The following is a 19,310-nucleotide window of genomic DNA, read 5'->3' as shown; positions in this document are numbered from 1 at the left end:
CTATTCGATGATGTCGCCGCGCAGCAGGTACTTGCACACCGCCACGGTACTGATGAAGCCGAGCATGGCGATCAACAGCGCCGACTCGAAGTAGGTCTTGGTATCGAGCCACAGCCCCAGCAGCACGATCAGGGCGATGGAGTTGATATACATGGTATCCAGCGCCAGCAGGCGGTCGGGCATGTCCGGGCCGATGGTCAGTCGATAGACGTTGAGTGCCATGGCCGCCACGACCAGGGCCAGGCTGATCCAGAGTGCAACCTCAATCATTCATAAATCTCCTTCAGCGGCCGCTCGTAACGCTCTCGAATGGTTGTGACCAGGGCGTCATCATCCTCCACGTCGAGGGCGTGAATCAGCAGCGATCTGCCATCCAGGCGCAGATTGGTCGACACCGTACCCGGGGTCAGGCTGATGGTGTTGGCCAGCAGGGTGATGGTGAAGCGGTCCTCCAGCATCAGTGGGTACTCGATGAAGTGCGGGCGCATGCGCCGCCAGGGGTTGATGATCAACCAGGCAACATGCAGGTTGGCGATCACGATGTCGCCGAGCAGGCGCAGCGTGAAGCGCAGCAGCAGCCCGGGTTTCTGTATATGCGGCTGGGCATCCCAGAAGCGGTGGGTCGCCAGGGGGATTGCCACCGCCAGGGCACCGCCCAGCAGGAAATGGCCGAAGGCGAGGCTGCGTACCATCAGTAGCCAGACGATCAGCAGCAGGATCGACAGCAGGGGGGTGGGCAGCCAGGAACGCGGCTGAATCATGGGACATCTCCCTCGTTGTTCAGCAGGGCCCGGGTCATGACGCCGGGGTGGGCCAGCTGCTCGGCGGTGGCATCGGTGTACTCGACCAGCGGGCCGGCCAGGGCCACCAGCAGCGGTGCCGCCCCGATCAGCCAGGCGACGCCGAACCATTGGCGATAGGGCAGGCGCTGGCCATCCGCCTCGCCGGTGCTGCGCCAGAACAGGGTCGAGCCCGCCCGTGACAGCGCAATGATGGCCGCCAGGCCGCTGAGCAGCAGAAGCGGCCATAGCCAGGCGCGCTGCCCGCCCTCGGCGGTGGCCATCAACAGGGCCTTGCCGATGGCGCCCGACAGCGGTGGCATGCCGGCCACGGCGATGGCGCCAACGAAGAACATCACGGCCAGCCAGCCCCCCTGGCGCAGTGGACGCCCCTTGACCAGGCGGGTACCGGCCTTGCCACGCTGGGCCCCGATCATCTCGGCGAGCAGGAAGAGCCCGCCGGTAATCAGGGTGGTATGAATCAGATAGTAGAGCAGGGCGGAGACCGCCGCAGGGGTGCCGATGCCGATCCCCGCCAGCAGGGTGCCCACCGAGACCAGTACCAGATAGGCCACCAGCAGGCGCAGGTCGCGGGCGGCCAGCACGCCTGTCGCGGCGGCCACGAGCGTGCCCAGCGACAGCCACCATACCCAGCCTTGTTCGAGGTCGGCCAGGGGGCCGGCGCCGTCGCCGAATATCAACGAGTAGACCCGCAGGATGGCGTAGATTCCTATCTTGGTCATGATGGCAAACAACGCGGCTACCGGCGCCGGTGCCGCGGCATAGGCCCTGGGCAGCCAGAAATAGAGCGGCAGGATGGCGGCCTTGAGGCCGAATACCACCAGCAGCATCAGGGCGCCGGCCACCACCAGCCCCTCGCGTTCGGCGGGCAGGTCGGCCAGCCGTACGGCCATGTCGGCCATGTTGAGGGTACCGGTGGCGCCATAGAGAATGCCGACGCTGATCAGGAACAGCGATGACCCCGCCAGGTTGAGCGCCACATAGTGAACCCCGGACATGATCCGGTCCTTGCCGCCGCCGTGCAGCAGCAGCGCATAGGAGGCAAGCAGCAGGACCTCGAAGAACACGAACAAGTTGAACAGGTCGCCGGTCAGGAAGGCACCGTTGATCCCCATCAGCTGCCACTGGAAGAGGCCATGAAAGTTGCTGCCCCGTTCATCGTCGCCGGCACAGGCGAACACCACGGCGCCCAGCGCCAGGAGTGCGGTGAGCAGCACCATCAGCGCCGAGAGCCGGTCGAGCACCAGCACGATGCCGAAGGGTGGTTGCCAGTCACCCAGGGCGTAGTAGATCACCTCGCCGCCGGCGGCGCGTGCCACCAGGCCGATGCCCACCAGCAGGAGGGCGAGGGTGGTAGCGACGCCGATCAGGCGTTTCAGGCGGACACTGCCCTGACGCTGAAACAGCAGCAGGATGCCCGCCACCAGTGGCAGCACCACCGGCAGAACGATCAGATGAGCATTCATCGGCGACCCTCCCCGGCTTCATGCTTGCGGCCGTCGACGTGATCGTTGCCCGCCTCGCTGCGCGCGCGCATTGCCAGGATCACCACGAAGGCGGTCATGGCGAAGCCGATGACGATGGCGGTCAGCACCAGCGCCTGGGGCAGGGGGTCTGCATAGTCTCTGGCGCCGTTGACCAGGGCCGCGCCGTCGGTGGTCAGCCCTCCCATGGAGAACAGGAAGAGGTTCACCGCATAGGAGAGCAGGGTCAGGCCCACCACGACGGGGAAGGTTCGTGAACGCAGGATCAGGTAGAGCCCACAGGCAGTCAGAACGCCGGTGGTGATGGCGTAGAGGCTTTCCATCAGGTGGTCTCCTTGCGAGGGCGTTCGGGGGAAGCGTCGGCCCCGGAGCTCGGCTCCTTGCTGGGGCGATGAACGGTGGTGACCTTGCCCAGGTTGGCCAGGATCATCAGGGTGGCGCCGACCACGGCGAGATAGACCCCGAGGTCGAACAGCATGGCGGTGGCCAGCTCGAAATCGCCCACCAGCGGCAGGTGGAAGTGGCCGAAGGCCGAGGTCAGGAAAGGATGGCCGAACAACCAGCTGCCCAGGCCCGTGAGGGTGGCGATGCCGACCCCGGCCACCGCGACCGGTTGATAGGGGAAGTCGAGGCGCTGCTGGCTCCACTCCACGCCGCGAGCCATGTAGAGCAGAATCAGTGCCACGGCGGTGACGAGGCCGGCGATAAAGCCGCCGCCGGGCTGGTTGTGGCCGCGCAGGAATATAAAGGCGGAGACCAGCAGGGCCAGTGGCAGCAGAGCCATGGAAATGGACGTCAGGATTGCCGGATAGCGATCCGGCGACCAGACGCGTCCCTCGCCGTCGCTATGGGGCATGAAGACCCGCAGGCGGTTGAGCAGCTTGAAGATCGCCAGGCCGGCGAGTGCCAGCACGGTGATCTCGCCCAGGGTATCGAAGCCGCGGAAGTCGACCAGAATGACGTTGACCACGTTATGACCGCCACCCCCCGGTACGCTGTTCTCCATGAAGAAACCCGAGATGGGAGTGTTGTCACGGGTCAGCACCGCATAGTTGAGGCTGGCGATCACCAGGCCGAGGCTGCCGGCCAGCACGACATCGCGCAGGTTGCGGCGGTTGGAAGACTCGGTAGGGGTCTTCTGGGGCAGGAAGAACAGCGCCAGCATCAGCAGAATCATCGTCACCACCTCGACCGAGAGCTGGGTCAGTGCCAGGTCCGGGGCCGAGAAGCGGGCGAAGGTCAGCGAGACGACCAGACCCACCACCGAGAGCATGATCAGAGAGATCAGGCGAAAGCGGTGAGTCACCGCGGTGGCGATGCCGCTGAACACCAGCAAGGCGGCGCCCAGCAGGACGACGCCGTCGACGGGCTGGTTGCCCAGCGAACCGGTCAGGCCACTGATGCGGGCGAGTCCCAGCCCCCCCATGACCAGGGTGGCGAACAGCAGCCAGGTCATGTAGCGCTGAAGGGAACCCCCGTCGAAGCGCTTCAGGCTGCGCTCTGACCCGTTGCCCAGGCGCTGCAGGGCGGCCTCGAATACGAGGCGGGCATCCACCGGACTGAAGCCGCGGTGGAAGTGGCGGAGGTCGGCATGCCGCCAGTAGGCCGTGACCCCGGCGACAAGGGCCAGGGCGCTCATCGCCAGCGGCAGGTTGAGGCCATGCCAGATGGCCAGGTGAAAGTCGAAGGGCTCGCCCAGCACCGCTTCCACGGCCAGGCCCAGCAGGCCTTCGGCCAGCACGGGTGCCAGGCCCACGAGCACGCAAAGCGTCACCAGCAGTTCCACCGGTGCACGCATCAGCCAGGGCGGCTCATGGGGCGACTTGGGCGGGCCTGCCTTGGCGGGCTTGAAGAATACCGCGTGGACCAGGCGCAGCGAATAGGCCACCGAGAGGATGCCGCCCAGGGCGGCGAGTACCGGAAGCATCCAGCTGAGTCCGGCCAACACCGGCGTCTCCAGGGTCTCGGTGAAGAACATCTCCTTGGAGATGAAGCCGTTGAGCAGTGGCACCCCGGCCATGGCGGCCCCCGCCACGCTGGTCAGCAACGCCGTCACCGGCATGGCTCGCCTGAGGCCGCCCAGGCGGCCGAGCTCGCGGGTGCCGGTCTCGTGGTCGATGATCCCGGCGCTCATGAACAGCGCCGCCTTGAAGGTGGCGTGGTTGAGGATATGGAACAGCGCGCCCAGCACCGCCATGGGGCTGCCGATGCCCAGCAGCACGGTGATCAGGCCCAGGTGGCTGACTGTGGAGAAGGCCAGGATGCCCTTGAGGTCGGTCTTGACCAGGGCAAACCAGGCGCCGTAGAGCATGGTGGCCATGCCCACCAGGGAGACGATCGCCGACCATAGCTCGCTGCCGGCGATGGCCGGGTGCAGGCGTGCCATCAGGAAGATGCCCGCCTTGACCATGGTGGCCGAGTGCAGATAGGCCGAGACCGGCGTGGGCGCCGCCATGGCGTGGGGCAGCCAGAACTGAAAGGGAAACTGGGCCGACTTGGTGAAGGCCCCGAGCAATATGAGGGTCAGCATGATCGGGTAACGCGGATCGGCGAGTATCATCTCGCCGCCGGCCAGCACGTCGTCCATGGCGTAGCTGCCCACCATGTCGCCCAGCAGCAGCAGGCCGGCGAGAAGCGCCAGGCCGCCCGCACCGGTCACGGTCAGCGCCATGCGTGCCCCCTTGCGAGCATCGCTGCGATGGGACCAGAAGCCGATCAGCAGGAAGGACGAGAGGCTGGTCAGCTCCCAGTAAAGCCACAGCAGAATCAGGTTGTCGGCCATCACGATGCCGACCATGGAAGCCATGAACAGGATCAGATAGGCATAGAAACGCCCGAAGGGTTCCTCCGGCGAGAGATAGAAGTGGGCATAGAGCAGGATCAGCAGGCCGATGCCCAGGATCAGCAGGTTGAAGAGCGCCGAGAGGCCGTCCAGGCGGAAGGCCAGCTCGAGCCCCAGGCTGGGGATCCAGTCGGCGGAGGTGCGCAGGGCCTCGCCGGCGGAGAGGGTCGGCAACTGGGCCAGCATCAGCAGCAGGGCCAGGGCCGGGAGGACGGCCGTGGCCACGGAACAGATAAGCCGTCCGCGGCCGGCGGTGACCATCGGCACCAGCATGCCCATCAGCGGCAGCAGGGCTATCCACATCAGTGTCATCGATCGCTCATCCTGCGAATTATAAAGTGAGAAGGAGGGACGCAGGATGCCTGCTGGGAGGAAGGATGCAAGCGACGTCGGATCGCATCCCGTCCCTGGCTCGCTGGCCCGACCGCGACGTTATGCCGTTTATCCTAACGTAAAGTTCTCCATTGCGCGCCAGCCTTGTGTTTCAACACGCTGTGTGAATAAGGTGGTGCGGTCGACCGACGGGAGGGTGGCAGATGCAATACGCCGTGCTGGGAGGGTTCTGTGTGGCGGCTATGGCGCCGCTGTTGTATCGCTGGTTCGGTGCGCGAACGGCAGGTGTGATGGCGCTGCTGCCGGCGGCTATTGCCGCCTGGTTGATGGCTCAATGGCCGACCATCGCCGGTGGCGGGACGCTATGGCGGGAGTGGGCCTGGGTGCCGGGCCTCGATATCACCCTCACCTTTATGATCGATGGGCTGGCTTGGTTGTTCGCCATGTTGATCACGGTGATCGGTACCCTGGTGTTGATCTACTCCGGAGAATACCTCCACGGCCATCGTGATCTGCCGCGCTTTCTGGTGGTGATCACCGCCTTCATGATGTCGATGCTCGGCCTGGTGCTGGCCGACAACCTGGTTGCCCTGTTCGTGTTCTGGGAGTTGACCAGCATCACCTCCTATCTGCTGATTGGTTTCAATCACACTGACCCGGTGGCACGCAAGTCGGCTCAGCAGGGACTCTTCGTTACCGTGGGCGGTGGGCTGGCGCTGCTCGCCGGCTTCGTGATGCTGGCCCTGGCCGGGGAGAGCTGGTCACTGGCCGAGCTCACCGAGCGTGGCGAGCAGCTCAAGGCACATGCACTCTATGCGCCGTTGCTGGTCTGCGTGTTGCTGGGTGCCTTTACCAAGTCGGCCCAGTTCCCCTTCCATTTCTGGTTGCCCAATGCCATGGCCGCTCCCACGCCGGTCTCGGCCTATCTGCACTCGGCGACCATGGTCAAGGCGGGCATCTACCTGCTGGCGCGCTTGCACCCGGCCCTGGGGGGCACCGAGGCCTGGGTGGTCACGCTGTCGCTGGTGGGGGCGCTGACCATGGCCAGCGGCGCCTTCCTGGCGATCCAGCACACCAATATCAAGAAGCTATTGGCCTACTCCACGGTGATGGCGCTGGGTACCCTGACGATGCTGCTGGGTATTGGCACCGAGACGGCGCTCGCCGCCTTCGTGGTCTTTCTGCTCGGCCACTCCCTCTACAAGGGGGCGCTGTTTATGGTCGCCGGCATCCTCGACCATGAGACCGGCACCAAGGAGGTCACCGCCATGGGGGGGCTGCGCCATGCGATGCCGCGCACTGCCCTGGTAACGGTGGTGGCGGCACTGTCGCTGGCGGGCCTGCCGCCGCTGGTGGGGTTTATCGGCAAGGAGTCGATGCTGGAGTCGCTGCTCGCAGCAGAGCACCATCGGGCGGTGATCCTGCCGATGGCCTTCTTCGCCGCCTTTCTGACCCTGGCGGTGGCGGCCATCGTCGCCATTCGCCCCTTCTTCGGTGGGTGGCGCGAGACGCCCCGGACGCCCCATGAGCCACCGGGGGGGATGCTTGCCGGTCCCGCCCTGCTGGCCGCATTATCGCTGCTGTTCGGGCTGGCGCCGGGACTGCTCGACTCGCTGGTGGGCGTCACCGTGGCGGGGATTGGTGCGCCACAGGCCGAAGTGCACCTGGCGCTATGGCATGGCCTCAATCTGCCGCTTGTGCTGTCGCTGGCTAGCCTGGTGCTCGGTGCACTGGTGTTTCGCCGCTGGGATCGCCTGCGTTCGTGGCTGGCGCGCCTCGAGCCGCTGATGGCCCGCGGGCCCGAGGCCGGCTACGAGGCCTCGATGAGGGGGCTTACGCGTGTCGCCGAGTGGCAGACCCGCTTTCTGCAGAATGGCTATATCCGCAACTATCTGGTAATGACCCTGCTGGTGCTGCTGGGCCTGGTAGGCCACGCCCTGCTGATGCGGCAGACGCCGAATCTCACCTTTGCGCTGGACCTCTATCTCCACGAGGCGCTGGTGGCGGGACTGATGGTGGCCGGGGCGGTCGCCGCCTGCGTGATGCGTTCGCGGCTGGCGGCGGTAGCGGCGGTGGGGGTGATGGGCTACTCCATTGCCCTGACCTTCGTGCTGTTTAGCGCGCCGGACCTCGCCATTACCCAGCTGCTGGTGGAGACCCTGACGGTGATCCTGCTGGTGCTGGTGCTGTTCCGGCTGCCGCGCTTCGCCACCCTCTCCACCCCGATCGAGCGGCTGCGCGACCTGGTCGTGGCGGGGTTGTCCGGCGGACTGATCACCCTGCTGATGCTGGCGGTGCTCTCCGGCGATCGCCTGCCGCGCATCTCCGACTATATGGTGGCCAACAGCCAGCCGCTGGGCCACGGCCATAATATCGTCAATGTCATCCTGGTGGACTTCCGCGCCCTGGATACCCTCGGCGAGATGTTCGTGCTGGCGCTGGCGGCCATTGGGGTCTATGCCATGCTGCGCTTCCACGCCGAAGAGTATGAGGCCAGGAACGCCTCGCGGATATGGAGAGGCGACAATGGTTAGATCGGGCACGCTGATCCTCAATGTGGCGGCACGTCTGCTGCTGCCACTGCAGCTGATGTTTTCGCTGTTTCTATTGTTACGCGGCCATGACGAGCCGGGTGGGGGGGTTATTGCCGGCCTGGTAGCGGCGGGGGCCTTTGCGCTCTATCTGTTTGCCTATGGGCGTCGTGCCCTGGAGGCGATGCTCAAGGTCTCGCCGCGTGACCTGATCGGCGTGGGGCTCCTGTTGGGGGTGGCCTCGACGCTGCCCGCCTGGTGGCATGGACAGCCCTTCCTTACCGCCCAGTGGTGGACCATCCCCCTCATCGAGGTCGAGGCCTCCACGCCGCTGGTGTTCGATATCGGCGTCTATCTGGTGGTGCTGGGCTCGGTGCTGACCGCCATTGTCGCCCTGGTCGAGACCGACGATGACGCCTGATACCAAGGAGCTTACATGGAACCCTTGATGGCCGTGACCATCGGCATCCTGTTTGCCGCCGCCATCTACATGATGCTGCGTCGCTCCATCGTCAAGCTGGTGGTCGGGCTGATATTGCTCTCCAATGCCGCCAATCTGCTGATCTTCGCCACCGCCGGCATGCTCCGCGGGGCGCCGCCGCTGGTGCCCCAGGGGCTCTCTGCCCCCGCGAACATGGTGGCCGACCCGCTACCCCAGGCGCTGGTATTGACCGCCATCGTTATTGCCTTCGGCGTGCTGTCGTTCGCCGTAGTGCTGGTGCGGCGCGCCTGGGAGATCGTGCGTGCCGATGATCTGGACAAGATGAAGGATACCGATACGTGAGCCCGGAGATCGCGCTGCCCATCCTGATCCCGCTGATGGCGGGAGCCGTGTCGCTGGTCTTCTGGCGTTCGCGCCTGATGCAGCGGCTGATCGCCGTGGGCGCTACCGCCGGGCTGTTGATTACCACCCTATGGCTGCTCGCCTCGGTGAACCGCGAGGGTATCCTGGTGATGCAGATGGGCGGCTGGGCAGCGCCCTTCGGCATCAGCCTGGTGGCCGATCTGCTCGGCGCCATCATGGTGGTGCTCACCGGCATCATCGGCTTTTCCGTGGCGGTCTACTCCCTGGCCACCACCGGTCGGGGGCATGAGGCCTATGGCTACTTTCCGCTGATGCATCTGCTGTTGGCCGGGGTGGCCGGCGCCTTCCTTACCGGTGATATCTTCAATCTCTACGTCTGGTTCGAGGTGATGCTGGTGGCCTCCTTCGCGCTGCTGATACTGGGCAGCGAGAAGGCGCAGATGGAGGGGGCGATCAAGTATGTGGCGCTTAACCTGCTTTCCTCGGTGATCTTCCTGATTGCCGTGGGACTGCTTTACGGCATGGTGGGCACCCTGAATATGGCCGATATTGCCCGGCGCCTGGCTATGGTCGAGGATCAGGGCATGGTCGATGCCCTGGCGATGATGTTTATGGTGGCATTTGGCATCAAGGCGGGAGCCTTTCCGTTATTCTTCTGGCTGCCTGCCTCCTATCATACCCCGCCGGTCGCGGTGTCGGCGCTGTTTGCAGGGCTGCTGACCAAGGTCGGGGTCTATGCGCTGTTCCGCGTCTTTACCCTGATCTTCCACCACAGTCCGGGCTATACCCACGAGATCCTGCTGTGGGGGGCGGGACTGACCATGCTGACAGGGGTGCTGGGCGCGGCGGCCCAGTTCGAGTTTCGCCGCATCCTGTCGTTTCATATCGTCAGTCAGATAGGCTACATGATTCTCGGCCTGGCGCTGTTTACGCCGCTGGCGGTCATTGGGGGAGTCTTCTACATCATGCATCACATCATTGTGAAGACGAACCTGTTCCTGGTCAGCGGCATCATCCACCGGCTGCGTGGCAGCTATCAGCTCAAGCAGCTGGGCGGCTTCTATCGCAGCCATCCGTGGCTGGCGGTGCTGTTCCTGATTCCCGCCCTGTCGCTGGCCGGCATTCCGCCGCTGTCGGGGTTTCTGGCCAAGTTTATCGTGATCCGGGCGGGCATCGAGGCGGAGGCCTATGGGGTCACGGCCATCGCCCTGCTGGTGGGCCTGCTGACGCTCTACTCCATGATCAAGATCTGGTCCGAGGTGTTCTGGAAGTCGGTGCCGCCGGAGGGCGATGTCGACCCCTACCCCGAGGTACGCCAGCGCGAGCTCTGGCTGATGGCCGCCCCGGTGGCAGGTCTGGCGCTGTGTACCCTGTTTATCGGCCTCTATCCGGCGCCGATTTATGCCCTGGCCGAGGCCTCGGCCGCCCAGCTGCTCGACCCGCAGGGCTATATTCGGGCGGTACTGGGGGCTCAGACGGAGATGGTGCCATGATCGGTGCGGCCTGGAATCTGCTGCTGGGCTTCGCCTGGGTGGTGCTGACCGGTGACTTCAGCGGCCGCAATCTGCTTGCCGGCCTGCTCTTCGGCTACCTGGTGCTGGCACTGATCCAGCCTCAGGTGCCGGCCTTGACGGGCTATGCCCAGCGCCTGCCGCGGCTGATTGGCTTTGTGGGTTTCTTTCTCAAGGAGCTGGTCATGGCCAACCTCAAGGTGGCCTTCGATATCATCACGCCCCCCTGGTACATGACGCCCGGTGTGATCGCCATGCCGCTCCAGGCACGCAGCGAGTTCGAGATCGCCTTCGTCGCCAACCTGATCTCGCTGACGCCGGGCACCCTGAGCCTGGATGTCTCCGATGATCGCCGGGTGCTCTATATCCACGCCATGTTCCTGGATGATGAGCGGGAGTTGCGCCGCAACCTGGCGGAAATGGAGCGCCGTGCCCTGACGCTGTTCCACTGATACCCATGTCGAATCACGGAGGAGGTCACCGATGACGCCCATCATCCTGCTGAGCCTGGTGCTAATGTCCCTGGCCTTGTGCTTGGCCTTTGTGCGTCTGTTCCGCGGCCCGAGCCTGCCCGATCGGGTGGTGGCGCTTGAGCTCTTTTCCTCGATTCTGGTGGGCATGATCGGGGTAGTGGCCATCGCTACCGATGTGGCCAGTCTGCTCGACGTCGCCATTGTCATGGCGCTGATGGCCTTCATGACCTCCATCGGTTTCGCGAGGTTCCTGGAGCGGGGAGGGCGGAGGGATGAATGAGATCGTCAAGGAAGGGCTGATACTGGTCGGAGCACTTTTTATGCTACTGGCGGCACTGGGGGTGGTGCGCCTGCCCGACCTGCTGACCCGCATGCACGCGACCACCAAGGCGGCCACCTTCGGGGTCACCCTGATCATGCTGGCGGTGGCGCTTCACTTCGCCCAGGTAGCGGTCGTGGCACGGGCCTTCGGGGTGATCCTCTTTATCATGATGACGGCCCCCGTGGCCGCCCATGTGATCGGCCGGGCGGGCTATTTCGTGGGGACCAGGCTCTGGGAGAGAACGCTCAAGGACGAGCTCAGGCCGCACTACGACCCCCTGACCCACGAATTGAAGAGCGGCCGAGAGTGCGAGCGCAATGCGCGATACGGCGCCGAGGAGGACGCCGAACGCTGAGGGTCACAATGCCCAAACCGGTCGTCGTCGGCCCCCATGGCAAGGCTTTCGCGGCTCGCCACTGGCTGAGCGAGGCGATCTGCGCGATGATCCCCCCCTTTCGCCCCACGCCAAGGAGAGACTGATGCAACGGATGACCCTGACATGCTGCCTGACGCTGGCCCTGCTGGCCGGTTGTCAGAGCGGCCCGGCCCGCGAAGCCAGTGCCGCCCAGGAGGCGAGTGTCGCCCCCAGCGAGCCGGTGGCGAGCGATGCCGCCGCCGATGCCCGGGCGCCCGTGGCCGCCGAGACCTTTACCGCCTGGCTGGCCCGCTTCCGCCAGGAGGCACGCGCCGCTGGCATCTCGTCGGCGACTCTCTCGCGGGCCCTGGACGATATCCGCTATCGCCCAAGGGTCATCGAGCTGGACCGCTCCCAGCCGGAGTTCGTGCGTCCCATCTGGCAGTATCTGGATTCGGCGGTCTCTGCCCAGCGGGTCACCACCGGGCGGGCTCGCCTGGCGGAGCACCGTGATACCGCGCGCCGCATGGAGCAGCAGTACGGGGTGCCGGCGGAGGTGATCGTGGCGATCTGGGGCATCGAGAGCAATTACGGCGGCAACTTCGGCGACTTCTCGACCCTCGAGGCACTGGCGACGCTGGCCCATGACGGGCGCCGCCGCGACTTCGCCCGGGGCGAGCTGCTCGCCGCCCTGCGTATCATAGACGCCGGAGATATCGCCCCCGGACGGATGCTGGGATCCTGGGCGGGCGCCATGGGGCATACCCAGTTCATTCCCTCCAGCTTCGAGGCCTATGCCCGGGACGGCGACGGGGATGGCCGCCGCGATATCTGGGGGAGCATCCCCGATGTCATGGCCTCTACGGCCTATTACCTGGAGCGTTCCGGCTGGCGTGCGGGAGAGCCCTGGGGCGTCGAGGTCGCCCTGCCGGAGGGATTCGATTATGCCCAGACCGAGCTCTCCCAGCGTCGTTCCTCCCGCGCCTGGTCGGCCCAGGGTGTGCGCCCGGTGGGTGGCGGCGCCTTGCCCGCCTTCGATGAGGCGGCGGTGATCGCCCCCGCCGGGGCGAGGGGACCGGCCTTCCTGGTGGGACCCAACTTCCGGGTCATCCTGCGTTACAACAACGCCACCAGCTACGCGCTGGCCGTCGGCAACCTGGCCGACGAGATCGCGGGTCGTGACGGAGTCATCGGCGGCTGGCCCCGCGATGAGCAGCCGCTGGCACGCGCGGACGTGCGCGAGATGCAGCATGCCCTCAACGCGCGTGGCTTCGAGGTGGGAACCCCCGATGGCATCCTGGGTCCCAATACCCGGCGTGGCCTGCGTGAGTACCAGGCCTCCATCGGCGAGGTGCCGGATGGCTTCGCCACCCGGCGCCTGCTGGAGCGCTTGGACCACTGAGTTCACCCCGAATCTCGCCCATGGAAAGGAAAGAAGACGATGCGTATCAAGCCACTGCTGACCGCTCTTTTGGGAACGACCCTGCTGGCCTCTGCCGTCCAGGCCGACGACAAGGTCTTCGGCTGGGTCGAGAAGGCCACCGTCGAGCCGTGGGGCGTGGAGGTGAAGGCCAAGCTCGATAGCGGCGCCTTGACTTCCTCGCTGGATGCCCGTGATATCGAGGTCTTCGACAAGGAGGGCGAGGAATGGGTCCGCTTTCGCCTGAAGCTGGAGGATGAGGCCGACGGCGAGACCTTCACCGAGCACCTGGAACGGCCGCTCTATCGCGACCTCAGGGTGCGCGGCGCCGGTGGCCGGGATGAGCGTCCGGTCGTGCTGATGGAGATCTGCCTGGGAGACACCCTCTACGAAGAGCAGTTTGGACTGCGCAACCGCGAGGAGATGAATTATCCGCTGCTCCTGGGGCGCCGCACCATCGGCCACCTGGGCCTGCTCGACGTGGGCGAGACCTTCGTCTCCGAGCCGCGCTGCGACGATGATTCACGGCTGGTCGAGCATGTCGCGGACGAGGGCGACGACTAGAGCCGATAGAGAACGGCTGCTAGGGCGGATGAGCGCGACTGCTACTAGAAGAGACGCGCCAGCAGGGCGGTGACGGCGGTCTCCACGCGCAGGATGCGCTGACCCAGGTGTATGCCCTCGCAGCCCGCATCGAGCAGCCTTTCCACTTCCCAGGGAATGAACCCACCCTCCGGCCCCACCGCTAACAGGGTGGGGCTCTCCAGGCCCCGCGGGCAGGCGCTCTGCATGCCCGGGTGGGCCAGCAGACCGCGCCGCTCTTTCAGTAGTCCGGGCAGGCGGTCCTCCACGAAGGGGCGAAAGCCCTTGTCCAGGGTCACCTCGGGCATCAGGGTGTCGCGGGCCTGCTCCAGCCCCAGCACCAGATGATGATGGATCTTCCGGGCCTCGAGCTCCGGCGACATCCAGTAGCTCTTCTCGACCCGCCGGGTGTGCAGCAGGGTGATCTCCTTGACCCCCAGCGCGGTGACGTGCTCCAGGGTGCGCGCCAGCATGCGAGGGCGTGGCAGCGCCAGCACCAGATGGACCGGTAGCGGCGCCGGCGGCTTCTGGTCGAATGGCATCAGGGCGAAGGTGGCCTCCCGGTCGTCGAGGGTGAGCAGTTCGCCCTGGCCGATGGCCCCGCCGGCCACGCCGAGGGTGAAGCGGTCCCCGGGGGCGGCGCGGTGAACGTCGCAGAGGTGACGCAGCCGTCGCGGGTCGCGCACACGCGCCAGGCGGTCGTTCTCGATGTCGTCGGGGGAGAGCAGGATCAGGTTCATGGGGCCTCGCGTTGGCGGCTTTGTCTTGCATGGTGTGTGTCGCGGTGCACAATGGTCCTGCAGGGGCCGTGGCCCCACCCATGCCAAATGAGGAGTAGCGCCGTGCGCGTGATTCGCAAGTATGCCAACCGCAGGCTCTATGATACCGAACAGAGCCGCTATGTGACCCTCGAGGACTTGCGTGGGTTGATTCTCGACGAGGTGCCTTTCCGCGTCGAGGATGCCAAGAGTGGCGAGGATCTGACCCGCACCATCCTGCTGTCGATCATCATCGAGCAGGAGCAGGCCGATGGCGATGCCCAGGTGTTCTCCAACGACCTGCTGGCCCAGTTTATCCGCGTCTATGACATGGCTCAGCCCCTGCCGCTGTCGCGCTACCTGGAGCAGGGGACCCAGCTGATGATGGAGCAGCAGCAACGCATGCAGGATCAGTGGCAGCAGGCCATGCGCCATTCCCCCATGGACCTGATGCGTGACATGGCCGAGGAGAACATGCGCTTCTGGCAGCAGACCATCGGCCAGGCCACGGGGGCCGGCAACAAGGGTAACAAGGACGACGATGACGAGTCGTGAGCGCGTCGACGCAGGCGCCACGACTTTCTGACATAATGCCGCCTCGATTTCCCACGCCGCATAGTCGGCCAGCAGCATGAAGGTGGATAGGATGAAGGTGCTGATCATCGGCGGCGGTGGCCGCGAACACGCCCTGGCCTGGAAGGTCGCCCAGTCGCCGAGGGTGGCGATGACCTATGTGGCGCCGGGTAATGCCGGCACCGCCCGGGAGCCCGGGCTGACCAATGTCGCCATTGCCGCGGATGACCTGGAAGGGCTGCTGGTCTTCGCCCGCGATGCGGCGGTGGACCTCACCATCGTCGGCCCCGAGGCGCCGCTGGTGGCCGGCGTGGTGGACCGCTTCCGCGAGGCGGGGCTGGCGATCTTCGGTCCCACCGCCGGCGCCGCCCAGCTCGAGGGATCCAAGGCCTTCACCAAGGACTTCCTGGCACGCCACGCGATTCCCTCCGCCGAGTACTGCACCTTTACCGCCGTGGCGCCGGCCCTCGATTACCTGCGCGAGCAGGGCGCTCCCATCGTGATCAAGGCCGACGGCCTGGCCGCCGGCAAGGGCGTTATCGTCGCCATGACCCTCGAGGAGGCCGAGGCGGCGGTACGCGACATGCTCGAGGACAATGCCTTCGGAGATGCCGGTGCCCGAGTGGTGATCGAGGAGTTCCTCGACGGCGAGGAGGCCAGCTTCATCGTCATGGTGGATGGCGAGACCGTGCTGCCCATGGCCACCAGCCAGGACCACAAGCGAGTCGGTGAAGGCGACAGCGGCCCCAACACCGGCGGCATGGGAGCCTACTCACCGGCACCGGTCGTTACCGCCGAGGTCAACGAGCGCATCATGGAGCGGGTGATTCGGCCGACGGTGCGGGGCATGGCGGAAGAGGGCCTCCCCTATACCGGCTTTCTCTACGCCGGCCTGATGATCGATGCCGAGGGTAACCCCCGGGTCATCGAGTACAACTGCCGCTTCGGCGACCCCGAGACTCAGCCGATCATGCTGCGCCTGCGCTCCGACCTGGCCGAGCTGTGCCTGGCCGGTGCACGGGGCGAGCTGGCCGGCATGGCCTGTGAATGGGACGCGCGGGCCGCGGTAGGCGTGGTACTCGCCGCCGGCGGCTATCCGGGCGACTATCGCAAGGGCGATGCCATCGAGGGGATCGAGGCCGCCGAGGCCGCCGGCGGCAAGGTGTTCCATGCCGGCACCGCCGACCGGGATGGCCGCCTGGTGACTGCCGGCGGACGCGTGCTCTGCGTTACTGCCCTGGGTGAGGGGGTCTCCGCGGCCGCCACCAATGTTTATCACGGGGTCGATGCCATCCGCTGGGAGGGCGCCTTCTGCCGCCGTGATATCGCCCATCGGGCCATCGCCCGGGAGCGGGGCGAGCGCTGAGCCCCGGGGTCGACCTATAACGGATTCAATCTATAACAAGAGCAACAGAGAGGAGGCGAGCATGGAGCGCGTCAGGCTCGAGTTTCCCGAGAACGTCATCATCCACCGTCAGCCGCTGACGGTGCGTGTGACCGACATGAACTATGGGCGTCACCTGGGGCATGATGCCCTGGTATCGCTGCTCCATGAGGCGCGCATCCAGGCGCTGGCCGGGCTGGGTCTGAGCGAATGGGACCTGGGCGGCTTTCCCAGCGTGGTGGCGGACCTCGCCGTGCAGTACCAGTCCGAGGCGCGCTGGCCCGATGCCCTGGTGGTGGAAACGGCGATTCCCGCCCCGCGTGGCAAGGCGCTTACCGTCTTCCAGCGAGTGTGCCACGCCGAGGGCGGGCGGCCGGTGGCCACGGCACGGCTCAACCTGCTGCTGCTGGACCCCGAGACGGGTCGTCCGGTGGCGGTGCCCGAGGGCGTGGCCTTCGCCATTGCCGGGGCGGGAGGGGCCTGATGTCCCGTGAATATCCCATCATTGCCGTGACCGGCTCCTCGGGGGCCGGTACCACCACGGTCAGGCGTACCTTCGAGCGCATGTTCTCCCGAGAGGACGTGCATGCCGCCTTCGTCGACGGCGATGCCTTCCACCGCTATACCCGCGAGGAGCTGGCGCTTGCCTTCCGCGAGGCGCCCGACAAGGGCGAGCTTTCCCATTTCGCCGTGGAGGCCAACCTGCTCGAGGAGCTCGAGACGCTGTTCCAGGAATATGGCGATGGTGGCAACGGCACCTATCGCCACTACATTCATGCCGAAGACAAGCAGATGATCGAGGCCGGCTACCGGATCGGCACCTTCACCGAGTGGGAATCGCTGCCCGCCGGCACCGACCTGTTGTTTTACGAGGGGCTGCATGGTGGCCTGGTCACCCCCGAGAACGATATTGCGCGTCATGTCGACCTGCTGGTGGGGGTGGCACCGACCATGAACCTGGAGTGGATCCAGAAGATTGACCGTGACACCAGGCTGCGTGGCTACTCCCAGGAGGCGGTGATCGACACCATCCTGGCGCGCATGAACGACTATGTGCGCTATATCCAGCCCCAGTTCTCGCGTACCCATATCAACTTCCAGCGGGTGCCCACGGTGGATACTTCCAACCCCTTCGAGGTGCAGGATATCCCCTCAGATGCCGAGTCCTTCGCGGTGATTCGCTTCCGCGAACCGGCGACGGTGGATTTTCCCTATCTGCTGGCGATGATTCCCGATGCCTTCATGAGCCGCCCCCACACCCTGGTGGTACCCGGGGCGCGAGTTTCCCTGGCCATGGAACTGATCCTGGGGCCCCTGGTGCGTCACCTGCTGGCTCAGCGCCGCATGCGCTGAGCGCGATCAACCCGTCGAGAAGGAGGTCCGAGTGATGGAGTGCCTGTTCTGCAAGATCATCAATCGCGAGATTCCCGCCGAGATCGTCTTCGAGGATGATCGGGTAGTCGCCTTCGAGGATATCAATCGATGACTGTCAAGCTTGTTGGAACCTGGAATCAGGCGGCTTCTAACCGCTGATCGCGTTGAACCAGCGGGTCTTCCTGATCGGGGTTCAGCCAGACCGTCCGGCGCGGCGTCCAGTTGCGGGTGGCACTACTCCACCGCCCGGGATGTTGCCGTTTCGCCTCGGCATAGATGGCGTCTCGCCTTGCCAGCACCTCGTTATCCAGGCCGGCATGCCGCTCCCCCGGGGTGACGAACCGTATGGCGCTGTGGCGGTGTTCGTGGTTGTACCACTGCACGAAGCGCGTCACCCACTGCTGCGCCGCTGACAGGCTCTCGTAGCCGTCCATCGGGTAGTCGGGCCGGTACTTGCAGGTCCTGAACAGCGACTCCGAGAAGGCGTTGTCATTGGAGACCCGAGGGCGGCTGTACGACGGAGTGATATTTAACCGCTGCAACGTCGCCTGAAGCGTCGAGCCTTTCATGGCGGAGCCATTATCGGCGTGTAATACCAGTGGCTGGTTGATGCAGCCTTCGCGCAGCACGGCACGCTGGATTACCTCGCTGCTGTTGGCCATGGATTCCTGGTCGAAGACCTCGGCATCGACGATCTTGCGGCTGTAGATATCGACGATCATGTACAGGTAGTAGAACTGCCCACGTACACGGGTTGGTAAGTAGGTCACGTCCCAGCTCCAACAGGTATTGGGGCGTGTCACCCGGCGTCGCTGGGGGTCGCCCTTGGGACGTGGAGCGCGAGCGCGGCCACGGTGGTGCTGCTCACCATGCTCCCGGAGGATGCGGTAGTAGCTGGACTCTGACGCCACGTAGCGGCCTTCTTCGTCCAGCAGCCGCGGCACGATCTGCCCAGGCGGCAGGCTGGCGAACTCAGGACGATGGCAAATCTCCAGCACCTGCTGACGCTCCTCCGGCGATAGGGCATGACGCGGGACAGGCCGCACCGCTTGAGGCCGGCGATCCTGATCGCCCCGCACCCAGCGGCGATATGTGTTGGTGCCGATGCCAAGCTCTGCACACGCGGCTTGCAGGCGGGCTCCTTCGGCGCGGGCCTCATCGATCAGCTGTATGGCATCCTGGCGATCTGAAGTGCTGATCATTCGTCCTCGTCCCCCCAGATCGCTCGGGCCTTTTTTCGCAATGTCAGTAGTGCAGCGGTTTCCGCCAGCGCGGCTTCCTTGCGGCGGAGCTCACGCTTGAGCTCCTTGTTCTCCTGGCGCTCCGCCTTGCGGGCTTCACTCTGCTGCTTGGTGGCGGCATCGCTTCGGTCGTTGGCACCTTCACAGCTCGCACGCCAGCGCTGGATCTGCTCGGGATAGAGGCCACGCTGCCGGCAGTATTCAGCACGTTCAGCCTCGCTGAGGGCCGCTGTCTCCAGAACGGCGTGGAACTTGTCCTGCGAGCTCCAGCCTTCGGGATCATCGCTCTGGTCAGGTAGCAAACGGCCTGCTTGACGAGCCTTCTTGCGCCAGTTGTACAGTGTCGCGGCGGAGATGCCTTCTTCCTGGGCCACTTCCGCCACCGTGCGGTTGTGCGGCGGGAGCAGCTTCTTGAGGATGGCTTCTCGGCGCTCGTCGGAGTACTTCATCGGAACCTCATCACGCCCCATATGGTTCAGAGTCTAACAGCCGCTGATACTCCAACTAGCGTGACAGTGGGGG

The 19,310-nt window shown here is 65.5% G+C and carries 19 protein-coding genes and 2 pseudogenes; 14 read left to right on the top strand and 7 right to left on the bottom strand.

Annotation, left to right across the window (positions count from 1 at the left end; translation table 11 throughout):
- The 5 genes from Q358_RS0100110 to Q358_RS0100090 are packed head-to-tail and all read right to left on the bottom strand — an operon-like array spanning nt 1 to nt 5,438.
- Nucleotides 1-270, bottom strand: coding sequence for a K+/H+ antiporter subunit F (locus Q358_RS0100110; protein WP_027960180.1), 270 nt, complete (start codon nt 268-270; stop codon nt 1-3).
- Complete coding sequence (locus Q358_RS0100105; protein WP_027960179.1) at nt 267-761, bottom strand: Na+/H+ antiporter subunit E; 495 nt, start codon at nt 759-761, stop codon at nt 267-269. The genes Q358_RS0100110 and Q358_RS0100105 overlap by 4 nt, the downstream gene beginning before the upstream one ends.
- Nucleotides 758-2,266 carry a monovalent cation/H+ antiporter subunit D gene (locus Q358_RS0100100; RefSeq protein WP_027960178.1) on the bottom strand — a complete coding sequence of 503 codons (1,509 nt, stop codon included), beginning with the start codon at nt 2,264-2,266 and terminating at the stop codon, nt 758-760. The genes Q358_RS0100105 and Q358_RS0100100 overlap by 4 nt, the downstream gene beginning before the upstream one ends.
- Entirely contained in the window at nt 2,263-2,607 is a 345-nt protein-coding gene (locus Q358_RS0100095; RefSeq protein ID WP_027960177.1) for a Na+/H+ antiporter subunit C, read from the bottom strand. Before Q358_RS0100095 ends, Q358_RS0100100 begins: the two co-directional genes overlap by 4 nt.
- Nucleotides 2,607-5,438 carry a monovalent cation/H+ antiporter subunit A gene (locus tag Q358_RS0100090; RefSeq protein WP_027960176.1) on the bottom strand — a complete coding sequence of 944 codons (2,832 nt, stop codon included), beginning with the start codon at nt 5,436-5,438 and terminating at the stop codon, nt 2,607-2,609. Before Q358_RS0100090 ends, Q358_RS0100095 begins: the two co-directional genes overlap by 1 nt.
- A 224-nt stretch (nt 5,439-5,662) precedes the next feature.
- Between Q358_RS0100090 and Q358_RS0100085 the strand changes: the two genes are divergently transcribed.
- The 9 genes from Q358_RS0100085 to rloA3 all read left to right on the top strand — a co-directional run bounded on the left by Q358_RS0100085 (nt 5,663) and on the right by rloA3 (nt 13,440).
- Nucleotides 5,663-7,993, top strand: coding sequence for a putative monovalent cation/H+ antiporter subunit A (locus tag Q358_RS0100085; RefSeq protein ID WP_027960175.1), 2,331 nt, complete (start codon nt 5,663-5,665; stop codon nt 7,991-7,993).
- Nucleotides 7,986-8,411 (top strand): Na+/H+ antiporter subunit B, encoded by a 426-nt coding sequence (locus Q358_RS0100080; protein ID WP_027960174.1) that lies wholly within the window; start codon nt 7,986-7,988, stop codon nt 8,409-8,411. The genes Q358_RS0100085 and Q358_RS0100080 overlap by 8 nt, the downstream gene beginning before the upstream one ends.
- Before the next feature lie 15 nt (nt 8,412-8,426).
- A complete protein-coding gene (locus tag Q358_RS0100075) occupies nt 8,427-8,774 on the top strand; it encodes a Na+/H+ antiporter subunit C (protein WP_027960173.1) in 348 nt (115 codons plus the stop codon).
- Nucleotides 8,771-10,288, top strand: coding sequence for a Na+/H+ antiporter subunit D (locus Q358_RS0100070; RefSeq protein WP_027960172.1), 1,518 nt, complete (start codon nt 8,771-8,773; stop codon nt 10,286-10,288). The genes Q358_RS0100075 and Q358_RS0100070 overlap by 4 nt, the downstream gene beginning before the upstream one ends.
- The gene (locus Q358_RS0100065; protein WP_027960171.1) at nt 10,285-10,758 is read left to right on the top strand and encodes a Na+/H+ antiporter subunit E; all 474 of its coding nucleotides are present in this window, start codon (nt 10,285-10,287) and stop codon (nt 10,756-10,758) included. The genes Q358_RS0100070 and Q358_RS0100065 overlap by 4 nt, the downstream gene beginning before the upstream one ends.
- A 31-nt stretch (nt 10,759-10,789) precedes the next feature.
- Entirely contained in the window at nt 10,790-11,059 is a 270-nt protein-coding gene (locus Q358_RS0100060) for a monovalent cation/H+ antiporter complex subunit F (RefSeq protein WP_027960170.1), read from the top strand.
- The gene (gene mnhG / locus Q358_RS0100055; RefSeq protein ID WP_027960169.1) at nt 11,052-11,456 is read left to right on the top strand and encodes a monovalent cation/H(+) antiporter subunit G; all 405 of its coding nucleotides are present in this window, start codon (nt 11,052-11,054) and stop codon (nt 11,454-11,456) included. The genes Q358_RS0100060 and mnhG overlap by 8 nt, the downstream gene beginning before the upstream one ends.
- A 124-nt stretch (nt 11,457-11,580) precedes the next feature.
- The gene (locus tag Q358_RS0100050) at nt 11,581-12,858 is read left to right on the top strand and encodes a lytic murein transglycosylase (RefSeq protein WP_043487417.1); all 1,278 of its coding nucleotides are present in this window, start codon (nt 11,581-11,583) and stop codon (nt 12,856-12,858) included.
- A gap of 39 nt (nt 12,859-12,897) precedes the next feature.
- Nucleotides 12,898-13,440 (top strand): retropepsin-like aspartic peptidase RloA3, encoded by a 543-nt coding sequence (gene rloA3 / locus Q358_RS0100045; RefSeq protein WP_027960167.1) that lies wholly within the window; start codon nt 12,898-12,900, stop codon nt 13,438-13,440.
- A gap of 44 nt (nt 13,441-13,484) precedes the next feature.
- Here the strand turns inward: rloA3 and Q358_RS0100040 are convergent, their stop codons facing one another.
- Entirely contained in the window at nt 13,485-14,198 is a 714-nt protein-coding gene (locus Q358_RS0100040; protein WP_027960166.1) for a 16S rRNA (uracil(1498)-N(3))-methyltransferase, read from the bottom strand.
- 102 nt (nt 14,199-14,300) lie between these two features.
- On the opposite strand from Q358_RS0100040, the gene phaR reads away from it, so the two are divergent.
- The 5 genes and pseudogenes from phaR to Q358_RS18075 form a co-directional block, all read left to right on the top strand.
- Nucleotides 14,301-14,771, top strand: coding sequence for a polyhydroxyalkanoate synthesis repressor PhaR (phaR, locus tag Q358_RS0100035; protein ID WP_027960165.1), 471 nt, complete (start codon nt 14,301-14,303; stop codon nt 14,769-14,771).
- Between the two features lie 91 nt (nt 14,772-14,862).
- Nucleotides 14,863-16,155 (top strand): phosphoribosylamine--glycine ligase, encoded by a 1,293-nt coding sequence (gene purD, locus Q358_RS0100030; protein ID WP_027960164.1) that lies wholly within the window; start codon nt 14,863-14,865, stop codon nt 16,153-16,155.
- Between the two features lie 61 nt (nt 16,156-16,216).
- Nucleotides 16,217-16,657 carry an acyl-CoA thioesterase gene (locus Q358_RS0100025; protein WP_027960163.1) on the top strand — a complete coding sequence of 147 codons (441 nt, stop codon included), beginning with the start codon at nt 16,217-16,219 and terminating at the stop codon, nt 16,655-16,657.
- Nucleotides 16,657-17,526, top strand: coding sequence for a phosphoribulokinase (locus tag Q358_RS0100020; RefSeq protein WP_027960162.1), 870 nt, complete (start codon nt 16,657-16,659; stop codon nt 17,524-17,526). Before Q358_RS0100025 ends, Q358_RS0100020 begins: the two co-directional genes overlap by 1 nt.
- Before the next feature lie 34 nt (nt 17,527-17,560).
- Nucleotides 17,561-17,653: pseudogene (locus Q358_RS18075) on the top strand (histidine triad nucleotide-binding protein); the annotation flags it as partial.
- Nucleotides 17,654-17,684: 31 nt separating this feature from the next.
- On the opposite strand, the pseudogene Q358_RS0100010 reads toward Q358_RS18075, so the two are convergent.
- Nucleotides 17,685-19,237: pseudogene (locus Q358_RS0100010) on the bottom strand (IS3 family transposase).
- Nucleotides 19,238-19,310 lie beyond the last annotated feature (73 nt).

The organism is Halomonas halodenitrificans DSM 735 (assembly GCF_000620045.1).
Classification (GTDB): Bacteria; Pseudomonadota; Gammaproteobacteria; order Pseudomonadales; family Halomonadaceae; genus Halomonas; species Halomonas halodenitrificans.
Note: the sequence above shows the minus strand (reverse complement) of the source record. Positions and strands in the feature narration are given on the sequence as shown.

Bases quoted from the DNA above. Each gene is read 5' to 3' on its own strand.
- Q358_RS0100050 (WP_043487417.1), top strand. From the start codon at position 11,581: ATGCAACGGATGACCCTGACATGCTGCCTGACGCTGGCCCTGCTGGCC.
- Q358_RS0100100 (WP_027960178.1), bottom strand. From the start codon at position 2,266: ATGAATGCTCATCTGATCGTTCTGCCGGTGGTGCTGCCACTGGTGGCG.
- Q358_RS0100085 (WP_027960175.1), top strand. From the start codon at position 5,663: ATGCAATACGCCGTGCTGGGAGGGTTCTGTGTGGCGGCTATGGCGCCG.
- Q358_RS0100065 (WP_027960171.1), top strand. From the start codon at position 10,285: ATGATCGGTGCGGCCTGGAATCTGCTGCTGGGCTTCGCCTGGGTGGTG.
- Q358_RS0100020 (WP_027960162.1), top strand. From the start codon at position 16,657: ATGTCCCGTGAATATCCCATCATTGCCGTGACCGGCTCCTCGGGGGCC.
- Q358_RS0100080 (WP_027960174.1), top strand. From the start codon at position 7,986: ATGGTTAGATCGGGCACGCTGATCCTCAATGTGGCGGCACGTCTGCTG.
- Q358_RS0100040 (WP_027960166.1), bottom strand. From the start codon at position 14,198: ATGAACCTGATCCTGCTCTCCCCCGACGACATCGAGAACGACCGCCTG.
- Q358_RS0100060 (WP_027960170.1), top strand. From the start codon at position 10,790: ATGACGCCCATCATCCTGCTGAGCCTGGTGCTAATGTCCCTGGCCTTG.
- Q358_RS0100090 (WP_027960176.1), bottom strand. From the start codon at position 5,438: ATGACACTGATGTGGATAGCCCTGCTGCCGCTGATGGGCATGCTGGTG.
- Q358_RS0100095 (WP_027960177.1), bottom strand. From the start codon at position 2,607: ATGGAAAGCCTCTACGCCATCACCACCGGCGTTCTGACTGCCTGTGGG.
- Q358_RS0100025 (WP_027960163.1), top strand. From the start codon at position 16,217: ATGGAGCGCGTCAGGCTCGAGTTTCCCGAGAACGTCATCATCCACCGT.
- rloA3 (WP_027960167.1), top strand. From the start codon at position 12,898: ATGCGTATCAAGCCACTGCTGACCGCTCTTTTGGGAACGACCCTGCTG.
- Q358_RS0100110 (WP_027960180.1), bottom strand. From the start codon at position 270: ATGATTGAGGTTGCACTCTGGATCAGCCTGGCCCTGGTCGTGGCGGCC.
- Q358_RS0100075 (WP_027960173.1), top strand. From the start codon at position 8,427: ATGGAACCCTTGATGGCCGTGACCATCGGCATCCTGTTTGCCGCCGCC.
- purD (WP_027960164.1), top strand. From the start codon at position 14,863: ATGAAGGTGCTGATCATCGGCGGCGGTGGCCGCGAACACGCCCTGGCC.
- mnhG (WP_027960169.1), top strand. From the start codon at position 11,052: ATGAATGAGATCGTCAAGGAAGGGCTGATACTGGTCGGAGCACTTTTT.
- Q358_RS0100105 (WP_027960179.1), bottom strand. From the start codon at position 761: ATGATTCAGCCGCGTTCCTGGCTGCCCACCCCCCTGCTGTCGATCCTG.